The sequence below is a fragment of the Sphaerotilus hippei genome (genome assembly GCF_003201595.1).
Lineage (GTDB): Bacteria > Pseudomonadota > Gammaproteobacteria > Burkholderiales > Burkholderiaceae_C > Sphaerotilus > Sphaerotilus hippei.
In genome coordinates, this window is record NZ_QJJS01000001.1 from 35,355 (window position 1) to 54,285 (window position 18,931).

Genomic DNA, 18,931 nt, shown 5'->3' on the forward strand with positions numbered 1-18,931 from the left:
CACCCTCAGCCCGTGGCCGAGCCGAAGCGGTTCTCCGACTGCTTGCGGAATTCGCTGGGCGTCATGCCCTTGATCTCCAGGAAGCGGCGGTTGAAGTTGGCCACGTTGTTGAAGCCCACTTCGTAGCAGATGTGGGTGATGAGGCGATCGGACTCCATCAGCAGCTGGCAGGCGCGGTTGATGCGCAGGCGGTTGACGAAGTCGGTGTAGGTGTTGCCGGTGGCGCGGCGGAAGAAGCGGCTGAAGCGGCTTTCGCTCATGCCCAGCTCGGTGGCGACCTCGGCGGCCGAGCGCTGCTCGGCCACGTTGTCGGTCATGCGGTTGACGATGGTGTTGATCTGGTCGACCTGCGCGTCGTCGTCGGCGCCCTGCAGCTGCACGTTCGACAGCAGCCGGTAGTCGGTCCAGCGCGACAGCTCGCCCATGAAGTCGCAGAAGGCGGCGAAGCGGCACAGGCCGCTGCTGCGCTTGATGTCGCGCAAGCGGGTCATCGCGACCTCGCCCAGCCCGAAGAACTCGATGCCGTGGCGCGCCCGCTCGAGCAGCGGCAGCACCTCGGTCAGCTCGGGAATGAGCTCGGCCGCCCGGGCGATCGGCTCGTGCGGGAACTGCACCGCCAGGTCACGCTGGGGCACGCCGCCTTCGGGCAGGTCCAGGGTGATCCAGTTGTGCGGCAGGCGCGGGCCGCACAGCACCAGGTGGCCGGGCTGGAACGGCCCGATCCAGTCGCCGATGAAGGCCTTGCCCGAGGTGGCCGTGATCAGGTGCAGCTCGTACTCGTCGTGGTAGTGCCAGCGGGCCAGGGGCGTGGGGAAGCCGTGCTCCAGGCAGCGCACCAGGCCGGCCGGGCCCTCGTAGCCCAGCGACGGGCTGCGGGCGTAGTCGTGCTCCAGCTCGGGCTTGAGCTGGCGCGGCAGGTGGCGAGGCTTGCTGGCCATGGTGCGGACGCCGGACCGGATCAGCTCATCACGTTGCCACCGTCGACGTTGAGCGTCTGCGCGGTGATGTAGGACGCCTCGTCGCTGGCCAGGAAGACCGCGGCACCGCAGATGTCCTTCGGGTCGCCCATGTAGCCCAGCGGCACGGCCTCGCCGACGCGCTTCTTCTTCTCGCCCAGCGGCAGGTTCTCGTACTTCGCGAACAGCGCGTCGACGTGTTTCCACATCGGCGTGGCGATCACGCCCGGCGAGATGCCGTTGACCCGGATGTGGTGCGGCGCCATCGCCAGCGCGGCGCTCTGCGTGTAGCTGATCACCGCGGCCTTGGTCGCGCAGTAGTGCGACACCAGCGACTCGCCGCGCCGGCCGGCCTGCGAAGCCATGTTGACGACCGAGCCCTTGACGCCGGCCTCGACCATCTGGCGCAGCACGGCCTGCATGACGAAGAACATCGCCTTGACGTTGACCGAGAACAGGCGGTCGTACATGGCCTCGTCGCTGTCGAGCAGCGGCGCCATGTCGAACACCGCGGCGTTGTTGAACAGCACCTCGATGGCGCCGAAGCGCGCCTGGGCGGCCTCGATGACACGGGCGATCTCGCCCGCGGCGGTCAGGTCGGCGCCGACGTAGTGCACCTGGTCGGGCCGTTCCTGGGCCAGCAGCTGCACGCCGGCCGACGGCTGGCTGGTGATGTCGACCACCGTGCAGCGCGCACCTTCGGCCACGTAGGCCTGCAGCACCGACAGGCCGATGCCACCGCCGGCACCGGTCAGCAGCGCATGGCGTCCTTGCAGGCGTTGGGATCCGTTCATGAAACACTCCTCGAGGCCACGAAGGCCTTCACTCTTGAAAAGGCGCCACGCACGGCGGCCACCAGACGTTCATCGCCCGCCAGCGGGCCCCACAGCGGCGCGTCGGCGCAGAAGGCAGCCACCGGATCGGCCGCCTCGCAGATCGCGTGGGCGAGCGCCGGGTCCATCGCCTGGTCCTGGTAGGCGTAGGGAATCAGGCCGGCATGCCAGCGCTGCAGATAGGCCAGGAACAGCGCGGGCAGCATCGCCACGCTGTCGATGGACTCGCCGCGGGCCAGGCGCTCGCGGAAGGTCGGCGCGATGAAACCGGGGATCTTGCTGAAGCCGTCCATCGCCACGCGCTGGTTGGTGTCGGCGATGGCCGGGTTGCCGAAGCGGTCGAGCACGACGTCGCGGTAGGCGGCCAGATCGATCGGGCTCGGGCTGAGCACCGGGATCACGTCGTCGGTGACGTAGTCGTGCGCCATCCTGCGGATCTCGGCGTCGTGCGTGCCTTCATGGATGTAGAGGTAGCCGATCAGCGTGCCGGCCCAGGCGATGCAGCTGTGCGGGGCGTTGAGCAGGCGGATCTTGGCTTCTTCATACGGCGCGACCGACTCGACCATCTCGACGCCGACCCGCTCCCAGGCGGGGCGACCGGCGACGAAACGGTCCTCGATCACCCACTGGATGAAGCTCTCGCCCATCAGCGCGGCCGGATCGTCCACGCCGGTGGCCGCCAGCACCCGCTCGCGCACCTCGGCCGTGGGCCGTGGCGTGATGCGGTCGACCATCGCGTTGGGGCTGCTGGTGTGCTCGAGCACCCAGGCCAGCAGCTCGGTCTCGCCGGCCATCTCGATGAACTGCAGCAGCCCGGCACGCGAGCGTTCGCCGTTGTGGCGCAGGTTGTCGCAGTTCAGCAGCGTGACGGCACCACCGCCACGGTTCATGCGCTCGCGCAGGATCGCGGTCAGCGCACCGTAGAGCGTCGAGCCCGGGCGGCCTTCGCGGGCGGCCTCGAGGTCGGCCTTCAGGTCGGCGAAGCTCAGGTCGAGGCGGTTCTTCGCGTCGAGGTAATACCCCGCCTCGGTGACGGTGAAGGAGATGATGCCGGTGGTGGCATCGGCCCCCAGGTCGATCAGCCCGCGCAGGTCGGCCGTCCACGGCACGACGGTGCGGATGGACTGGATGCGCTGGTAGCGGCGCTCGCCCTGGGGCGTGACGGTCTCGAGCGTGTAGGCGCCCCCCTGGCTGCGCAGGGCCTCGATCGTCTCGGCCATGTCGGGGCGCAGGTTGCCACCGGCCAGCACCCAGGTGGAGTCACCCAGGGCGTGCAGCTGGTCGAGGTAGACGGCCTGGTGGGCCCGGTGGAAGGAACCCAGCCCCAGGTGGAGCATCACCCGGGCCGGGGCGGAAGTGGCGTGGTCTTGGGCCATGATCGGTCAGTCCAGTGAGGATACGGAAGGGCCGTCGGTCAATGGATGACCGGCGTCTCCAGCGCGGCACGGGCCAGGCGGCCCTGGGCGTCGAACAGGTGGGCGGTGCGGGTGTCGATGTCGAGGCCGACCCGGTCGCCCAGGTGCAGGCCCGTGCGGTGGCTCTGGCGGGCGACCAGCTGCGTGCCGTTGCCGGTGCCGACGTAGATCAGCGTCTCGGCGCCCAGCGCCTCGATCAGCTCGACCTGCCCCTGCACCTGGCCCGCACCGGCGGCGGTGATGGACAGCGCCTCGGGGCGCAGCCCCACCGAGCCGCCGGCGGGCACCTGCTGGCCGAACACCGCCTGCAGGTGCGGCGACTGGGCCAGTGCCACCACGTTCATCTGCGGCGTGCCGATGAACTGGGCGACGAACTGGTTGGCCGGACGGTCGTAGAGTTCCAGCGGCGTGCCGACCTGCTCGATCTGGCCGTCGCGCAGCACCACGACCCGGTCGGCCAGCGTCATCGCCTCGACCTGGTCGTGGGTCACGTAGATGGTGGTCGCGCCGAGGTCGCGGTGCAGCTTGGCGATCTCGACCCGGGTCTGGCCACGCAGCGCGGCGTCCAGGTTGGACAGCGGCTCGTCGAACAGGAAGACCTTGGGCGCGCGCACGATGGCTCGTCCGATGGCCACGCGCTGGCGCTGGCCGCCGGACAGGTCCTTGGGCGTGCGCTGCAGGTAGGCGCTCAGGTTCAGGATCTTCGCGGCCCGCTCGACCTTCTCCTGGATGAGCTTCGGGTCTTCCTTGGCCAGCTTGAGCGCGAAGCTCATGTTCTCGAACACGCTCATGTGCGGATAGAGCGCGTAGCTCTGGAACACCATCGCCAGGTCACGCTTGGACGAAGGGGCGTCGGTGATGTCGCGTCCGTCCAGATGCAGCGTGCCGCCGTCGATGTTCTCGAGCCCGGCGATCAGGCGCAGCAGCGTGGACTTGCCGCAGCCCGACGGGCCGACGAAGACGATGAACTCGCCCTTCTGGATCGCCAGGTCGATGCCCTTGATCGCACGGTGGGTGCCGAAGAACTTTTCGACGCCTTGGAGTTGCAGGAAGGCCATGGGGGCTCCTCTTCAGATTCTGATGTTCGAGAGTTACTTGACGGCGCCGAAGGTCAGGCCCTGCACCAGCTGCTTCTGGCTGAACCAGCCGAAGACGATGATGGGTGCGATGGCCAGCAGCGAGGCGGCGGACAGCTTGGCCCAGAACAGGCCTTCCGGGCTGGAGTAGCTGGCGATCAGCGTGGCCAGCGTGCCGGCCTGGGCCGCGCTCAGGTTCAGCGACCAGAACGCCTCGTTCCAGCTCAGCACCAGGCACAGCAGGCCGGTCGACGCCAGGCCGCCCATGCCCAGCGGCAGCAGCACGAAACGCGCTTCCTGCCACAGCGTGGCGCCATCCATGCGCGCGGCCTCGAGGATGTCCGGCGGGATGTCCTTGAAGTGCGAGTACAGCATCCACACCATGATGGGCAGGTTGCTCAGCGTGAAGACGATGGTCAGCGCGCTGAGGCTGTCGAGCAGGCCGGTGGTCTGCGCCAGCACGTAGATCGGCACCAGCGCGCCGACGGCCGGCATCATCTTGGTCGACAGCATCCACATCAGGATGTCGCGGGTGCGCTTGCTGCGGAAGAAGGCCATCGAATAGGCCGCCGGTGCCGCGATCAGCAGCCCCAGCACGGTGGAGGCCACGCTGGTGATGAACGAGTTCTTGGCGTAGAGCAGGTAGTCGCTGCGTTCCTGCACCTCGTGGAAATTCTCCAGCGTGGGCGAGAAGAACAGCTCGGGCGGCACCGCGATGGCCTGCAGCTCGGTCTTGAAGGCCGTCAGGAACAGCCAGCCCAGCGGGAAGAAGAGCAGCAGCGTGACGGCCCAGGCCGCCGCGGTGCGCACCACCAGGGCCACGGAAAACTTGGATTTCTTGGACATGTGGGGGCTCCGCTTCAGTCCAGGCTCTTGCCGATCAGACGGATCAGGAACGCCGCGGCCACGTTGGCCAGCAGCACGGCGAACAGCGCACCGGCCGAAGCCACGCCGGCATCGAAGTTCAGCAGCGCCTGCTTGAAGATCAGGAACGCGACGTTCGTGCTCGCGTCACCCGGACCGCCGCCGGTCGTGGTGAAGATCTCGGCGAACACGCTCAGCAGGAAGATCAGCTCGATCATGATGACCACCGCGACCGAACGGCCCAGGTGGGGCAGCACCATGTAGCGCAGCTGCTGCAGGTAACCGGCACCGTCCATGCGGGCGGCTTCGAGCTGCTCGCGGTTCAGGCTCTGCAGCGCGGTCATGAAGATCAGCGTGGCGAACGGCAGCCACTGCCAGGCGATCATCACGATGATCGAGAACAGCGGCAGATCGGTCAGCCAGTCGACCGGTGTCAGGCCGAAGAAGATCCACACCTGGGCCAGCACGCCGTAGATGGGGTTCATCATCATGTGCTTCCACAGCAGCGCATTGACCGTGGGCATGACGAAGAAGGGCGAGATCAGCAGCACCCGCACCAGCGCACGGCCGGGGAAAGGGTCGTCGATCAGCAGGGCCAGGGCCACGCCGCCGATCACCGTGATCAGGATCACGCTGCCCAGCAGCAGCAGGGTGTTGCTCACCGACGGCCAGAACGAGGGGTCGGTGACGAAGTATTCGAAGTTCTCCAGACCGATGAAGCCGGTCTGGTCGGGTTGCATCAGGTTGTAGCGGATGACGGAAAAATAGATCGTCATCAGCAGCGGCACGATCATCCACAGGAAGAGCGTGACCACCGCAGGCGCCATCAGGGCGCGGGGCAGGAATCTTTTCATGACAGGCCTTCAGCGAAAGGGGCACGCAGGACAGGGCCCGCGTGCCCGGAAGCGGCTTCCTTACTTGTAGTAGCCGGCCTTCTTCATCTCACGCTCGGCAGCCGTCTGGCCCGCCTTCAGCGCCGCCTCGACCGAGGTCTTGCCGGCCAGGGCCGAGCTCATCTGCTGACCCACCGCGATGCCGATGGCCTGGAACTCCGGAATGGCCGCGAACTGCACGCCCACATAAGGGCTCTTGGGCAGCGTGCTGTCGTTCGGATTGGCCGAGTCGATGGCCATCTTCTCGGCAGCGGCGAACTTCGCGGCCTTCTGGAAGTCGGCGTTCGCGTAGGTGCTCTTGCGGGTGCCGGTCGGCACGGCGGCCCAGCCATTGGTCTTGCCCACCAGCTGGATGTACTCCTTCGAGGTGGCCCAGTTGACGAACTTCTGCGCGGCGTCGACCTTCTTGGAGCCGGCGGGAATCGCCAGCGACCAGGCCCACAGCCAGTTCGCGCCCTTGGGGGTCACGGCGGTCGGCGCCTGGGCGAAGGCCATCTTGTCGGCGACCTTGGACTGCTTCGGATCGCTGACGAAGGAGGCGGCGATGGTCGCGTCGATCCACATGCCGCACTTGCCGGCGTTGGTCAGCGCCAGGATCTCGTTGAAGCTGTTGGCCGACGAGCCCGGAGGGCCGTAGTTCTTCAGCAGGTCGACGTAGAAGGTGATCGCGTCGTTCCAGGGCTTGGACTCGAGCTGCGGCTTCCAGCTCATGTCGAACCACTGGCCACCGTAGGTGTTGACCAGCGTCGACAGGAAGGCCATGTTGTCGCCCCAGCCCGGCTTGCCACGCAGGCAGATGCCGTACACGCCGTTCTTCGGATCGTGGATCTTGGCCGCCAGGTCCTTGATCTGCACCCAGGTCGGGCGGTCCGGCACGGTCACGCCGACCTTGTCGGCCAGATCCTTGCGGTACATGAGCATCGAGCTCTCGCCGTAGAAAGGCGCCGCGTACAGCTTGCCATCGACCGACAGGCCGTTGCGCATGGCCGGCAGCAGATCGTCCACGTCGTAGGCCGCGTCGGTCTTGAGCTCCTGCAGCCAGCCCTTCTTGCCCCAGATCGGGGTTTCGTACATGCCGATGGTCATCACGTCGAACTGACCGCCCTTGGTGGCGATGTCCGTGGTCACGCGCTGGCGCAGCACGCCTTCTTCCAGCGTCACCCACTTGAGCTTGATGTCGGGATTGGCCTGCTCGAAATTCTTGCCGAGCTTCTGCATCTCGATCATGTGCCCGTTGTTGACGGTCGCGATCACCAGTTCGGTGGGTGCTGCGTTCGCCAGTCCTGCGGCCAGACCAAAAGCCAGTGCCAGGGATGCCTTCAACTTCATTTGAGTCTCCTCGTCGATGGGATCACGTTCAGTGGAGTGCGACGTGTCTTCATGCACATCGGACGGTCGCAACGATAGGGGCCAGGGCCTCCTGCTCCTGATACGAGCCCAGCAAGGATCCGTACTCTCTTGCAAGAAAAGATCAGTGTTTTCCTTGATCCGATGCCATAACGTATTGGTTTTCGCGTTTACCCGCCCATTGCACGCAAGCGAGGCTCGAGTCCGGGCGGCGGGCGCCTGGCGCGGGCAGCGACAATTCGCCCCATGAAAACCATCCGACTGCGTGAAGGCAAGGAGCGCTCGCTCCAGCGCCGCCATCCCTGGGTCTTCCAGGGCAGTGTCGAAAAAGGCAAGGCCGACCCCGGCGAGACGGTGCGTGTCGAAAGCCACGACGGCCGTTTCCTTGCGTGGGGAGCGTTCAGCCCCAGCTCGATGATCCGGGTGCGGGCCTGGAGCTTCGACGAGGCCGAGCGCATCGACGCGGCCTTCTTCGCCTCGCGCCTGCAGGCCGCCGTCGCGATGCGCGCCCGGCTGGGCGTGAGCAGCAACGGCGTGCGGCTGGTGCACGGCGAGGCCGACGGCCTGCCGGGTCTGGTGGTCGACCGCTACGGCGACATCCTCAGCGTGCAGTTCCTGAGCGCGGGCACCGAGCGCTGGAAACCGGTCATCGCCGACGCGCTGCTCGCGGCCACCGGCTGCACGCGGCTGTACGAGCGCTCCGACGTCAGCGTGCGGACGCTGGAAGGGCTGGAGCCCGTCACCGGCTGGCTGCGCGGCGACGGCGACACGCGGGTGACGCTGACCGAGCACGACTGGCAGCTCACCGTCGATGTCGCCGAAGGCCACAAGACCGGCTACTACCTAGACCAGCGCGACAACCGGGCCGGCTTCGCGCGGCTGGTGCGGCAGTTCGGCTGCCAGCGGGTGCTCAACTGCTACAGCTACACCGGCGGCTTCTCGGTCGCGGCCCTGGCGGGCGGCGCCACCGAGGTGATCAGCGTCGACTCGTCGGGCCCGGCACTGGCCCGCGCCAGCGCCCACGTCGGCCTCAACGGCTTCGACGCCAGCCGCCACGCCACGCTGGATGCCGACGTCAACGCCACGCTGCGCCAGATGCTGCAGGACGGCCGGCAGTTCGACGCCATCGTGCTCGATCCGCCCAAGTTCGCGCCCACCGCGGCCCATGCCGACCGCGCCAGCCGGGCCTACAAGGACATCAACCGGCTGGCGTTCAAGCTGCTGGCCCCAGGCGGTCTGCTGCTGACCTTCAGCTGCTCGGGCGGCATCAGCGCGGACCTGTTCCACAAGATCGTCGCCGGCGCCGGGCTGGACGCGGGCGTGGACGGTTATCTGCTGCAGCGCCTGGAAGCCTCGAGCGACCACCCCACGACGATCAACTTCCCCGAGGGCGAGTACCTGAAGGGGCTGGTGGTGCTCAAGCGCTGAACGCCGGCGCGGAACGGACGCGGCACCCGACCTTGATCCATGTCGGGCCGCCGCACCGGCGGCTGGCGGCACCAGGCGGCGGCGGCGTACATTGGCAAGGCGGACCAGGCCCGTGCGCACCCGCGCCACGGCGGTCTCGCGGAGGAGACCAAGCATGCTGATTCTTGTCCCGGTCGATGGATCCCCGGCCTCGCTGGACGCGGTGCGACACGTGCTGCGCCTGCACCTGCAGGGCCTGGAGCTGTCCTGCGTGCTGGCCAACGTGCAGGACGAACCGCACCTCTACGAGGTGATCATGGGCGCGGACCTGGAGGTCGTGGCCGGCGCCAGCCACGATGCCGCGGAAGACGCGCTGGCCCCGGCCCGCACGCTGCTGAGCGCCGCCGGGCTGACCGTCGACACCGAGATCACGCACGGCGAGGTCGGCCCGCAGCTGGTGGACATCGCCGAGCGCTACGGCTGCGAGGCGATCGTCATGGGCAGCCAGGGCACCGGCTGGCTCGGCACGGCCCGGCTGGGCTCGGTGTGCCAGTGGGTGCTGCTGCACGCGGGCGTGCCGGTGACGGTGGTGCGGCATGCCACGCGCGAACCGGACGCCGCGTAGACCGCCGCCGCTATAGTGCCGCCCTCTTCTGCCACCGTCCGGATCCACCATGTCGACCACGCCCGCCTGCCCGCAATGCACCCTGGAGAACACCTACCCGGACGGCGACCACCTGGTCTGCGCCGACTGCGGGCATGAATGGTCCGAAGGCGGCGAGGCCGGCAGCGACGACGAGGCCGAGGCGGTGGTCCGGGACGCCAACGGCACGGTGCTGGCCGACGGCGACGCCGTCGTGCTGATCAAGGACCTGAAGGTCAAGGGCTCGTCGACCACGCTCAAGCAGGGCACCAAGGTCAAGAGCATCCGCCTGGTCGGCGGAGACCACGAGGTGGACTGCAAGATGGACGGCGGCAGCTTCATGCTGAAGGCCTGCTTCCTGAAGAAGGCCTGAGCGCGCACGGGGTGGCCGCTCGCCACCCCGGCTCAGTCGAGGTGCAACGCCGGTTCGTCGCGGCCCAGCAGGCGGGCCAGCACCTGCACCACCAGCGCATGGTCCTCACGCTGGGGCAGGCCCGAGACGGTGATGGTGCCGATCACGCCGGCCCCCGCCACGATGAGCGGGAAGCTGCCTCCGTGGCAGGCGTAGTCACGCTCGGGCAGGCCCATCTTCTGCTGCACGTCGCGGCCGTCGCGCCGGCCCTCGAGCGACATCGCGTAGGAGCTGCGCTGCACCAGCTCGACCACGTGGCGCTTGCGGCGGGCCCAGTCGGCGTTGGCCGGCGTGGTGCCGGGCATGGCGTGGAAGAACAGCAGGCCCTCGCCCCGGCGGATCTCGATGGTGACCGCGCCCTGCCGCGCCCGCGCGGCCTCGCGCAGCGCCACGCCCAGCTGCCAGGCCGTGTCGGCGTCGAAGTGCGGAAACACCAGCTCGGCCTCCTGGATGGCGATGCGCTGCAGATCGGCTTCGATGTCCATGCCGACCTCCCCTCAGCCCAGATCGCCGACCGTGACCACCCGGCCTTCGGCCACGCTGGCGTGGCCGAGCTCGATCAGGCGCATGACCTGCAGGGCCTCGCGCGCCGGCACCGGATTGGGGGCCCCGTCGACCAGCGCGTCGCGGATGCCGGCGTAGTAGCGGGTGTAGTCACCCGCCGCCCCCTCGAGCACCGAGGCCTCCAGCCCGTCGGCGCCGATCCGGGTCCAGGTGCCAGGCGCCGGGTCGGCGCCCCAGCCCGGCGTGCCGGGGCACCCGCCGGCCTTGAGCGCGTCCTCCTGCGGATCGAGGCCGAACTTGGTGTAGCTGCCCAGCGTGCCGTGCAGCGCGAAACGCGGCCCCAGGCCAGCCACCAACGCGCTGGCGTGCAGGATCACGCGCAGCTCGCCATAACGCAGCACGGCGTGGAACCAGTCGTCGGCCTGGCCGCCGTCACGCTGGGTCGCCAGGTCGAGCGACAGCGTCCGCGGCGGACCGAACAGGCGCAGCACCTGGTCGAGCAGGTGCGGCCCGAGGTCGTACCAGAGGCCGCTGCCCGGCCCGCCGCCTTCGCGCCAGCGCGGACGCACCTCGGGGCGGAAGCGGTCGAAGTGCGACTCCACATGGGTCAGGCGCCCCAGCGTGCCGGCAGCCACCAGCTGCTGCACGGTGAGGAAGTCGGCATCCCAGCGCCGGTTGTGGAAGACCGACAGCAGCCGGCCAGTCCGGTCGGCGAGCTCGATCAGCTCGCGCGCCTGGGCGACGTCGAGCGTGAAGGGCTTGTCCACCACCACGTGCTTGCCGGCGGCCAGCGCCTGCAGGGCCAGGGGATGGTGGGTGTCGTTCGGCGTGGGGATGACGACCAGGTCGATGTCCGGCCGCTCGAACAGCGCCTGGGCCGACGTGCAGACGTCGACCCCCGGCCAGCCGGCGCGCACCTTGTCCGGGTCGCTGCTGGAGATCGCGGCCAGCCTCAGACCCGGCACCGAGCGGATCAGCGGGGCGTGGAAGGTGGTCGTGGCAAAACCGCAGCCGACGATGCCGACCTGGATGGCTTGGGTCATGGGGTGAGTTCCTGGGGCGGGGTGACGACGGTGATCGCCGGGGCCGGGCCGCCGGTGGGCGGCAGCGCCACCGGGCGATCGGTGTAGAGGTGGTCGAAGTCGGCCAGCGGGGCCACGGCCCAGGGCTGGCGGCGCTCGAACTTGCTGTGATCGGCCACCAGCACCCGGGTGCCGGCGGACGCGAGCATGCGTCGCTTCAGGCGGGCATCCGCCGCGTCGGTGGCGGTCAGCCCGCACTGCACGTCGACCGCGCAGGCGCCGAGCACGGCCACGTCGGCGCGGCAGGAGGCGATCAGCGCCTCGGCCGCCTCGCCGTGGAAGAGGCGCTGGCGGGCACACCACTCGCCCCCGGCCAGCACCAGCCGGATGCGCGGGCGCGCGCCCAGCAGCACCGCGATGTCGAGCGAGGGCGTGATCACGGTCAGCGCCACGTCCGGCAGCGCACGCGCCACCGCCAGCAGCGTGTCGCCCGCGTCGAGCATCAGGATCTGGCCCGGCGTCACGGTGGCCGCCAGCGCCGCCCCCAGCGCCTGCTTGACCGGCGCCAGCACCCGCTGGCGCGGCACCCGCGCCATCGCCGGCACGTCCAGCGCCACCGCGCCGCCGTGGGTCTTCTGCAGCACGCCGTCGTCGGCCAGCGCCTGCAGGTCCCGCCGCACGGTGTCGTCGGAGACCCCGAAGCGGGCGGCCAGCGCGGCCACCGTCACCCGGCCGGCGTCGGCGATCAGATCGAGGATGGCTTGCTGGCGCTCATGCGTGGACATGCATGGATGATAGAACAAGCCGCAACATAACGCACCAATACCGCATTCATTGCGGTATTGGTGCCGGTTTCACTTGCGGGCGCGCAGCTTCGCCAGCTCGGCCTGGGTCTCGTTCCACAGGTCCATGCCGACGCTGACGCCGATGCCGGCGTTCACGCGCGTGAGCCGGGTGCGCATGCGCGCGGCCTCCATCGGCGACAGCTCGTTGACCTGCATGCCCTTGGCCTTGAGCTCGACCAGCGCACGGCCGGCCTCGTCGCGGGTGTCCTTGCGCTCGAAATCGCGGCTGGCCACGGCGGCCTCGCGCAGCACCTTCTGCTCGGCCGGACTCAGGCCGTCCCACCACTTGCGGCTCACCAGCACGATCCACGGGCTGTAGACGTGGTTGGTGATGCTCAGGTACTTCTGCACCTCGAAGAACTTGCTCGACAGGATGGTGTTGTACGGGTTCTCCTGGCCGTCGACCGCCTTGGTCTCGAGCGCGCTGAACAGCTCGGAGAACGGCATCGGCAAGGCGTTGGCGCCCAGCTGCTTGAAGCTGTCGAGGAAGACGTTGTTCTGCATCACCCGCAGCTTGATGCCCTCGAGGTCTTCCATGCGGGTCACCGGGCGCTTGCTGTTGGTGAGGTTGCGGAAGCCGTTCTCCCAGTAGACCAGGCCGACCAGGCCCTTGTCCTGCACCTTGGCCATCACCTTCTGCCCGATCGGGCCGTCCAGCACCGCATCGGCCTGCTGGGCGGTGTCGAACAGGAAGGGCGTGTCCCACAGCGCCATCTCGCGGGAGATGCCCACCAGCGTGGCGGTGGAGCCGACCATCATCTCCTGCGCGCCACCGATCAGCGCCTGCTGCATCTGCGTGTCCGGGCCGAGCGCGGCCGCGCCGATGGCCCGCACCTTCATCTTGCCGCCCGAGGCCTTCTCGACCTGCTCGGCGAAGAACTTGACGGCCCGGCCCTGGTTGCTCTGCTCGTTCAGGCCGTAGCCGAAGCGGATCAGGCGCGGCTTGATGTCCTGCGCGACGCTGGCCAGCGGGGCCAGCAGGGCGGTGGCGGCCGCGGCGGCCAGCAGGGTGCGGCGAACGAATGTCATGGAAGGTCTCCTTCAGGGGGAATGGGTCAGGGACGGGTTCAGCGCAGCCAGACCACCGGAGCGGTGACGATCTGCGGGAAGAGGACGAACAGCGCCAGGATCAGCGTGTAGGTGACGAGGAAGGGGTTCACGCCCTTGATGACCTGGTGCAGCGGCAGGCGGCCCACGCCGGCCACCACGTTGAGCACCGTGCCCACGGGCGGCGTGATCAGCCCGATCGCGCCGTTGAGCACGAACATCAGGCCGAAGTAGACCGGGTCGATGCCCGCCTTGACCGCGATGGGCAGCATCACCGGGGCGAAGATCAGGATGGTGGGCGTCAGGTCGAGCGCGGTGCCGATCAGCACCAGCACCAGCATCATCACCGCCATCAGCAGCTTGGGCGATTCCACCAGCGGGCCGAGCCAGCCGGTCAGCACGCCCGGCAGGTCGGCCAGCGTGATCATGTAGCTGGCCACCTGGGCACCGGCGCACAGGAACATCACGACGGCCGTCGTCTTGCCGGCGCGCACCAGCACGCCGTGCAGGTCGGCGAGCTTCATCTCGCGGTGCACGAACACCGCGATGACCAGCGCGTAGACGGCCGCCACCACCGCCGCCTCGGTCGGCGTGAACACGCCGCTCTTCATGCCGCCGATGATGATCAGCGGCATCAGCAGGGCCCAGAAGGCCTTGACCGTGGCGCGCAGCCGCTCGCACAGCGGCAGGGGCTGGCTGGCCTTCAGGTCCAGGTCCCGCAGCACCAGCTGCCAGGCCACGATCAGGCCGGCGCCCATGATCAGCCCCGGCACGATGCCCGAGACGAACAGCGCCGAGATCGAGGTGTTGGTGGTGACGCCGTAGATGACGAAGGGCATCGAGGGCGGGATGATCGGCGCGATGATGCCGCCCGAGGCCACCAGCCCGGCCGAGGTGCCCAGCGGGTAGCCCTGCTGGCGCATCATCGGCAGCAGGATGGTCGCCAGCGCGGCGGTGTCGGCCAGGGCCGAGCCGCTCATCGCGGCCATCATCACGGCCGCGCCGATGGCCACGTAGCCCAGCCCGCCGCGGATGTGGCCGACCCAGGCCTGGGCCATGTCGATGATGCGGCGGCTGATGCCGCCCCCGTTCATCAGCTCGCCGGCCAGGATGAAGAACGGCACCGCCAGCAGCGCGAAGCTGTCGACCCCGGCCACCAGGTTCTGTGCCAGCAGCTGGGTGTCCCAGAAATCCAGCACCCAGGCCATGCCGGCACCGGTCAGCACCAGGGCCAGCGCCATGTTCAGTCCGATCCCCATCAGCGCCAGCATGCCGACGCAGAAGACGATGAAGGCTTGTCCTTCAGAGCTCATGTCCATCACTCCACTTCGGCGCCATGGCCGAGGTCCAGCGGCGTGCGCCGCAGCAGTTCGACCAGCGCGCACAGGCCGATGCACACCGCGCACAGCAGGGCCGGCAGCGGCAGCAGCGCGACGGGATAAGCCAGCACCACCGAGCGGCTGTCCAGGCCCACCACCACCTGCTGCCAGGCCCCCGCGCCCAGCAGCGTGCAGGCCAGCAGCACCAGCAGGCGGATCAGCACGGTCATCAGCGCCAGCGCCCGGCCGCGCAGCAGGCCCACCAGGCTGGTGAAGGCCATGTGCTCACCCGCCGGATAGGCCGCGGCCGCCCCGATGAAGACCATCCACACGAACAGCAGCCGCGACAGCTCCTCGCTGGCCGGCAGGCCGTCGCCGAAGCCGTAGCGCAGCACGACGTTGACGAACACGGCCATCGACATCACCGCCAGGCACAGGGCCATCGCCCAGTGCGCCAGGTGCCGCAGGCGGGTGGACAGGCCCGGCGTGCTCATGCGCCCTCCTTCGCCAGCCAGGCGTCGATCCGCTCGACCAGCTGCGGCAGCGGCCGGGTCGCGTCGACCTGCAGCACGCCCGCCTCGTCCAGCGGCGGCTCGAGCGTGGCGAACTGGTTGTCCACCAGGCTGGCGGAGAAGAAGTGGTCGGCGCGCTGGGCCACCCGCCGCAGCGCCTCCTGCGGGTCGATGTCGAGGAAGACGAAGCGCAGGCCGGGCGCGGCCGCCCGCAGCCGATCGCGGTAGCGGCGCTTGAGCGCCGAGCAGGTCAGCACGGCCCCCCCCGGCTGGCGGCCCAGCGCGTCGGCCAGGCTGGCCAGCCAGCCTTCGCGGTCGGCATCGTCGAGCGGCACGCCGCGGCTCATCTTGTCGAGGTTGGCCGGCCCGTGGAAGGCATCACCCTCGATCAGGGTCCAGCCCCGGCTCGCCGCCACGGCCGCCCCGACGCTGGACTTGCCACAACCGGCAACTCCCATCATCACGACTGGTTCATTCATTGGATAGCGCTGTCCGAATCAGGAAAAAGAAAGGGCCGTGGATGCGGAGGATCCCGACCGGGAGGCGGCATGTCGACCTTGGATAGCGCTATCCTAAAGATCCGGACCCACCCCTCACACCCGGGCAAACCCGGATCCGCCTGCTGGGCACAATGCTTGGCAGCAACAGGCACAGGCCCGACGACACCATGAACGAACCCCGAGAACGCCGCCGGTCCACCGGACGCATCACCCTGGCCGACGTGGCGCGCACCGCCGGTGTCAGCCCCATCACGGTGTCGCGGGCGCTGCGCGGCGAACGGGCCGTCGATCCCGAGCTCGTCGCCCGGGTGCAGGCCGCCGTGCAGGCGCTGGGTTACGTGCCCGATCCGGCCGCGCGGGCGCTGGCCTCGCGCCACGGCTCGCACGTCGCGGTGCTGATCCCGCTGCTGTCGAATGCGCTGTTCGTCGACCTGCTCGAGGCGGTGCAGCGCGAGATGCGACCGGCCGGCTACCAGACCCTGATCGGCATCACGCACTACGACGAGAACGAGGAGGAGCAGCTGCTGCGCGAGCAGCTGATGCACCGCCCGGCCGGGCTGATCGTCACCGGCTTCGACCGCAATGCGGCGGCCCATGCCCTGATCGACCGCAGCGGCGTGCCCTGCGTGCACGTGATGGAGACCTCGCCGCAGCCGGGGGTGCACTGCGTCGGCTTCTCGCAGGCCGATGCCGGTGCAGCGCTGACGCGCCACCTGATCGCGCGTGGACGGCGCCGCATCGCCTTTGCCGCCGCCCAGCTCGACCCGCGCACCCTGCAGCGGCTGCAGGGCTGGCAACAGGCGCTGCAGGCGGCCGGCCTGCAGGCCCCGGAACTCGCCTGCCTGGACCCGGCGCCTTCGTCGCTGGCGCTGGGCGGGCGCATGTTCGAGCAGATCCTGGCGGCCCATCCGGACGTCGACGCGATCTTCTTCTGCAACGACGACCTGGCCCAGGGCGCGCTGCTGGCGGCCCTGCGCCTGGGCGTGGCCGTGCCCGGTCGGGTGGCCGTGGCCGGCTTCAACGACCTGACCGGCAGCGACCAGATGCTGCCGGCGCTGACCACGGTGCGCACGCCCCGGGCGGCGATCGGCACGCATGCGGCGCGCATGCTGCTGGCGCTGATCCGCGGCACGCCGCCGGCCGGCGGCTGCATCGACCTGGGCTACGAGCTGGTGGTGCGCGCCAGCAGCTGAAGCGCAGAAGGCCGGCGCGCCCGCGCTCGGCTCAAGGCCTGGTCGACGTCACCGTCTCGACGACGTTGCGCGTGGCGTTGTAGGCCATCGGCCCGGTCACGGACCTGACCTTGAAGCGCACGCTGGCGATCTTGTTGCTCACCGTCGCACCGAAGGTGCACTGGCCCAGCGCATTGGTGGTGCAGCGGTAGCTGCCCGAGGTGCTGGTGTCGGTGACGAGCCGGGTGGCCCACACCAGGGCTCCCGCCACGGGCTGGCCGTCGGCATCCACGACCGAGGCGGTCACGCTGGCCCGCCAGTAGGACGCGTTGTAGGCCGCCGACTGCGCCGCCAGCGCACTGACGAAACCGTCCTTGCGCACCGGCCGGCTGATGTCCAGCGCATCGAGCCGGTTCTCGCCCAGGTTGTAGGGGTAGGTCGGCGAGGTGACGGTGGTGACGACGAACCGGGTGCTCTCCAGCGACTCCAGCAGATTGGTGGTCGTGACCTTGCAGGTGCCGTCCACGCCGGTCTTGCACCTGGCCTTGTTGCCCCCGACGGTGAAGCCGCCGTTGAGGGTGACGTTGGCGATGCCGGTGCCGTCCTGGTTGGCCGCCTTCAGCGTCACGGTCGCGCGCCAGCCCTGGGCGCTCAGCAGCGTGGTCACCGGCGTCAGCGATTCGATGTGGGTGGTCCAGGCCACGGCAGGCGTGCCATCGGGCGCCGGTGCGTACAGCATCAGGTTGGGCGAGCCGGTCTTCATGCCGGTGAGCACGCTGGTGGCCGCCTGAGCCCGCAGCTGCTGGGTCACCTGAGCCGGGGTCAGGGCGGGATGGGCCTCCAGCAGCGTCGCGACCGCTCCGGCCACGTGGGGCGAGGCCATCGAGGTGCCGCTCTTGTAGGTGGCCTCGGTGTTCGAGGTGTTCAGCGCCGACAGGATGCCCGAGCCCGGCGCGAACAGCTTGACGCAGCTGCCGTAGTTGGAAAAGCTCGAGACCGCGTCGGCCGACGTGGTGGCGCCGACCGTCAGCGCCGACGGCTCGCGTGCCGGTGACACGTTGCAGGCGTTGGCGGTGCTGTTGCCCGCGGCGACCACCACCGGGATGCCCCGGGCGACGACCCGCGCCACCGCCTGGTCCATGGCGGTGGAAGCCCCGCCGCCCAGCGACATGTTGACGACCGCCGGCCGGATGCCGTTGGCGGCCACCCAGTCCAGCGCGGCGACGATGCCGCTGGTCGAGCCCGAGCCCTGGCAGCCCAGCACCCGCAGCGCCACGACCGTCGCCCCCGGCGCGACGCCGTAGGTCGTGCCGGCCACCGTGCCGGCCACGTGGGTGCCGTGGCTGTTGCAGTCGCCGACGCCGTAGCCGTCGCCGACGAAGTCCCGCCCGGCGCCGACGCGCCCGGAGAACTCGCTGTGCGAGGCGTTGATGCCGGTGTCGAGCACGTAGGCGGTGACGCCCGCGCCGGTGCGGGGGTTGGTGTAGAGGCCGTCGTAGGCGCGGGTCTTCACGTCGATGCGGTCCAGGCCCCACAGCGAGCCGCCGACCGTGCGGGTCGACAGCGCGCGCATGGTCGGCTGCAATGACGCGACGGTGGCGTCGGTCGGATCGTCGGGCAGGCGGGCCTGGTCGGGCTCGATCGACAGCACGAACGGATCCTCCCGCAGCGACTGCAGGGCCGTGACCTCCTGGCCGACGGGCACGTTGACCAGGAAATCCTTGCCCGAGACCCCGCCGCCGTGCTGCGCCTTGATCGCGGCCAGCGCGTCCAGGGTCGATGTCGGCGCGGCGGGACTGAGCGCCACGATGTAGCGGGCGTGGGTGGCCGGATCGCTGCCGACGTCGAGGGCGGCCAGCGCGGTGCGATCGGCCGCCGAGGCGATCTCGATGGCCAGCGGCTCGGTCACGGCCAGGGCGTTGTTCTCGTCGTAGACGGGTTCGGCCGCAGCCTCCGACGAGTTGTCGGTCGCGGGGTCCTGGACCACCGTCTCCTCGGCCGCCGCCGTGTCCCCGCCCCCACCACCGCCGCCGCAGGCGGTCAGCGCCGCGGCGCCCAGCAGCAACGTGATGAAACCCTTCTTGTTCATGTGACCACCCTCATCGGCATCCTGTGCGTCGAAAACGCCCGACAGCGAGGAGCACCGACATGCGGCAGATCACGA

19 protein-coding genes are annotated in these 18,931 nt (G+C 69.5%); 4 read left to right on the forward strand and 15 right to left on the reverse strand.

Going from position 1 to position 18,931, the window contains the following annotated elements; translation table 11 throughout:
* Positions 1-5: 5 nt before the first annotated feature.
* The 7 genes from C7444_RS00180 to C7444_RS00210 are packed head-to-tail and all read right to left on the reverse strand — an operon-like array spanning position 6 to position 7,366.
* On the reverse strand, positions 6-938 hold the full coding sequence (locus C7444_RS00180; RefSeq protein WP_110398811.1) for an AraC family transcriptional regulator: 933 nt from the start codon (positions 936-938) through the stop codon (positions 6-8).
* 20 nt (positions 939-958) lie between these two features.
* Positions 959-1,750: an L-iditol 2-dehydrogenase gene (locus C7444_RS00185; RefSeq protein ID WP_110398812.1), complete on the reverse strand. Its 792-nt coding sequence runs from the start codon at positions 1,748-1,750 to the stop codon at positions 959-961.
* Positions 1,747-3,165: a D-arabinitol 4-dehydrogenase gene (dalD, locus tag C7444_RS00190; RefSeq protein WP_245909337.1), complete on the reverse strand. Its 1,419-nt coding sequence runs from the start codon at positions 3,163-3,165 to the stop codon at positions 1,747-1,749. Before dalD ends, C7444_RS00185 begins: the two co-directional genes overlap by 4 nt.
* 38 nt (positions 3,166-3,203) lie before the next feature.
* Positions 3,204-4,262 carry an ABC transporter ATP-binding protein gene (locus tag C7444_RS00195; protein ID WP_110398814.1) on the reverse strand — a complete coding sequence of 353 codons (1,059 nt, stop codon included), beginning with the start codon at positions 4,260-4,262 and terminating at the stop codon, positions 3,204-3,206.
* Positions 4,263-4,295: 33 nt separating this feature from the next.
* Positions 4,296-5,126, reverse strand: a complete 831-nt coding sequence (locus tag C7444_RS00200; protein WP_110398815.1) for a carbohydrate ABC transporter permease — start codon at positions 5,124-5,126, stop codon at positions 4,296-4,298.
* Positions 5,127-5,140: 14 nt separating this feature from the next.
* The gene (locus C7444_RS00205; protein WP_110398816.1) at positions 5,141-5,998 is read right to left on the reverse strand and encodes a carbohydrate ABC transporter permease; all 858 of its coding nucleotides are present in this window, start codon (positions 5,996-5,998) and stop codon (positions 5,141-5,143) included.
* A 60-nt stretch (positions 5,999-6,058) separates the two neighbouring features.
* A complete protein-coding gene (locus C7444_RS00210; protein WP_110398817.1) occupies positions 6,059-7,366 on the reverse strand; it encodes an ABC transporter substrate-binding protein in 1,308 nt (435 codons plus the stop codon).
* A gap of 264 nt (positions 7,367-7,630) precedes the next feature.
* On the opposite strand from C7444_RS00210, the gene C7444_RS00215 reads away from it, so the two are divergent.
* The 3 genes from C7444_RS00215 (at position 7,631) to C7444_RS00225 (ending at position 9,807) form a co-directional block, all read left to right on the forward strand.
* Entirely contained in the window at positions 7,631-8,812 is a 1,182-nt protein-coding gene (locus tag C7444_RS00215) for a class I SAM-dependent rRNA methyltransferase (protein ID WP_110398818.1), read from the forward strand.
* 154 nt (positions 8,813-8,966) lie between these two features.
* Entirely contained in the window at positions 8,967-9,416 is a 450-nt protein-coding gene (locus C7444_RS00220) for a universal stress protein (protein WP_110398819.1), read from the forward strand.
* Positions 9,417-9,465: 49 nt separating this feature from the next.
* A complete protein-coding gene (locus C7444_RS00225; RefSeq protein ID WP_110398820.1) occupies positions 9,466-9,807 on the forward strand; it encodes a zinc ribbon domain-containing protein YjdM in 342 nt (113 codons plus the stop codon).
* 32 nt (positions 9,808-9,839) lie between these two features.
* On the opposite strand, the gene C7444_RS00230 is transcribed toward C7444_RS00225, so the two are convergent.
* The 7 genes from C7444_RS00230 to C7444_RS00260 form a co-directional block, all read right to left on the reverse strand.
* Positions 9,840-10,331 carry a heme-degrading domain-containing protein gene (locus tag C7444_RS00230; protein ID WP_110398821.1) on the reverse strand — a complete coding sequence of 164 codons (492 nt, stop codon included), beginning with the start codon at positions 10,329-10,331 and terminating at the stop codon, positions 9,840-9,842.
* 12 nt (positions 10,332-10,343) lie between these two features.
* Positions 10,344-11,393: an oxidoreductase gene (locus C7444_RS00235; protein WP_110398822.1), complete on the reverse strand. Its 1,050-nt coding sequence runs from the start codon at positions 11,391-11,393 to the stop codon at positions 10,344-10,346.
* Positions 11,390-12,157 carry a DeoR/GlpR family DNA-binding transcription regulator gene (locus C7444_RS00240; protein WP_110399130.1) on the reverse strand — a complete coding sequence of 256 codons (768 nt, stop codon included), beginning with the start codon at positions 12,155-12,157 and terminating at the stop codon, positions 11,390-11,392. Before C7444_RS00240 ends, C7444_RS00235 begins: the two co-directional genes overlap by 4 nt.
* A gap of 69 nt (positions 12,158-12,226) precedes the next feature.
* On the reverse strand, positions 12,227-13,246 hold the full coding sequence (locus tag C7444_RS00245) for a TRAP transporter substrate-binding protein (RefSeq protein ID WP_110398823.1): 1,020 nt from the start codon (positions 13,244-13,246) through the stop codon (positions 12,227-12,229).
* Positions 13,247-13,284: 38 nt separating this feature from the next.
* Entirely contained in the window at positions 13,285-14,577 is a 1,293-nt protein-coding gene (locus tag C7444_RS00250) for a TRAP transporter large permease (protein WP_110399131.1), read from the reverse strand.
* A 5-nt stretch (positions 14,578-14,582) separates the two neighbouring features.
* Positions 14,583-15,077 (reverse strand): TRAP transporter small permease, encoded by a 495-nt coding sequence (locus C7444_RS00255; protein ID WP_110398824.1) that lies wholly within the window; start codon positions 15,075-15,077, stop codon positions 14,583-14,585.
* The gene (locus C7444_RS00260) at positions 15,074-15,553 is read right to left on the reverse strand and encodes a gluconokinase (protein WP_245909361.1); all 480 of its coding nucleotides are present in this window, start codon (positions 15,551-15,553) and stop codon (positions 15,074-15,076) included. Before C7444_RS00260 ends, C7444_RS00255 begins: the two co-directional genes overlap by 4 nt.
* Before the next feature lie 209 nt (positions 15,554-15,762).
* Here C7444_RS00260 and gntR point away from each other — a divergent pair, with 209 nt between their 5' ends.
* Entirely contained in the window at positions 15,763-16,788 is a 1,026-nt protein-coding gene (gene gntR, locus C7444_RS00265; RefSeq protein WP_110398826.1) for an HTH-type transcriptional regulator GntR, read from the forward strand.
* 31 nt (positions 16,789-16,819) lie between these two features.
* Here gntR and C7444_RS20365 read toward each other — a convergent pair whose 3' ends face one another.
* Entirely contained in the window at positions 16,820-18,856 is a 2,037-nt protein-coding gene (locus C7444_RS20365) for a S8 family peptidase (protein WP_211317450.1), read from the reverse strand.
* Between the last annotated feature and the right edge of the window lie 75 nt (positions 18,857-18,931).

What these genes read in the sequence shown, in the direction of transcription:
- C7444_RS00235 (WP_110398822.1), bottom strand. Translation starts at nt 11,393, where the DNA reads ATGACCCAAGCCATCCAGGTCGGCATCGTCGGCTGCGGTTTTGCCACG.
- C7444_RS00210 (WP_110398817.1), bottom strand. Translation starts at nt 7,366, where the DNA reads ATGAAGTTGAAGGCATCCCTGGCACTGGCTTTTGGTCTGGCCGCAGGA.
- C7444_RS00255 (WP_110398824.1), bottom strand. Translation starts at nt 15,077, where the DNA reads ATGAGCACGCCGGGCCTGTCCACCCGCCTGCGGCACCTGGCGCACTGG.
- gntR (WP_110398826.1), top strand. Translation starts at nt 15,763, where the DNA reads ATGAACGAACCCCGAGAACGCCGCCGGTCCACCGGACGCATCACCCTG.
- C7444_RS00225 (WP_110398820.1), top strand. Translation starts at nt 9,466, where the DNA reads ATGTCGACCACGCCCGCCTGCCCGCAATGCACCCTGGAGAACACCTAC.
- C7444_RS00215 (WP_110398818.1), top strand. Translation starts at nt 7,631, where the DNA reads ATGAAAACCATCCGACTGCGTGAAGGCAAGGAGCGCTCGCTCCAGCGC.
- C7444_RS00250 (WP_110399131.1), bottom strand. Translation starts at nt 14,577, where the DNA reads ATGAGCTCTGAAGGACAAGCCTTCATCGTCTTCTGCGTCGGCATGCTG.
- C7444_RS00260 (WP_245909361.1), bottom strand. Translation starts at nt 15,553, where the DNA reads ATGGGAGTTGCCGGTTGTGGCAAGTCCAGCGTCGGGGCGGCCGTGGCG.
- C7444_RS00245 (WP_110398823.1), bottom strand. Translation starts at nt 13,246, where the DNA reads ATGACATTCGTTCGCCGCACCCTGCTGGCCGCCGCGGCCGCCACCGCC.
- C7444_RS00230 (WP_110398821.1), bottom strand. Translation starts at nt 10,331, where the DNA reads ATGGACATCGAAGCCGATCTGCAGCGCATCGCCATCCAGGAGGCCGAG.
- C7444_RS00240 (WP_110399130.1), bottom strand. Translation starts at nt 12,157, where the DNA reads ATGTCCACGCATGAGCGCCAGCAAGCCATCCTCGATCTGATCGCCGAC.
- C7444_RS00195 (WP_110398814.1), bottom strand. Translation starts at nt 4,262, where the DNA reads ATGGCCTTCCTGCAACTCCAAGGCGTCGAAAAGTTCTTCGGCACCCAC.
- C7444_RS00185 (WP_110398812.1), bottom strand. Translation starts at nt 1,750, where the DNA reads ATGAACGGATCCCAACGCCTGCAAGGACGCCATGCGCTGCTGACCGGT.
- C7444_RS00205 (WP_110398816.1), bottom strand. Translation starts at nt 5,998, where the DNA reads ATGAAAAGATTCCTGCCCCGCGCCCTGATGGCGCCTGCGGTGGTCACG.
- C7444_RS00220 (WP_110398819.1), top strand. Translation starts at nt 8,967, where the DNA reads ATGCTGATTCTTGTCCCGGTCGATGGATCCCCGGCCTCGCTGGACGCG.
- dalD (WP_245909337.1), bottom strand. Translation starts at nt 3,165, where the DNA reads ATGGCCCAAGACCACGCCACTTCCGCCCCGGCCCGGGTGATGCTCCAC.
- C7444_RS20365 (WP_211317450.1), bottom strand. Translation starts at nt 18,856, where the DNA reads ATGAACAAGAAGGGTTTCATCACGTTGCTGCTGGGCGCCGCGGCGCTG.
- C7444_RS00180 (WP_110398811.1), bottom strand. Translation starts at nt 938, where the DNA reads ATGGCCAGCAAGCCTCGCCACCTGCCGCGCCAGCTCAAGCCCGAGCTG.
- C7444_RS00200 (WP_110398815.1), bottom strand. Translation starts at nt 5,126, where the DNA reads ATGTCCAAGAAATCCAAGTTTTCCGTGGCCCTGGTGGTGCGCACCGCG.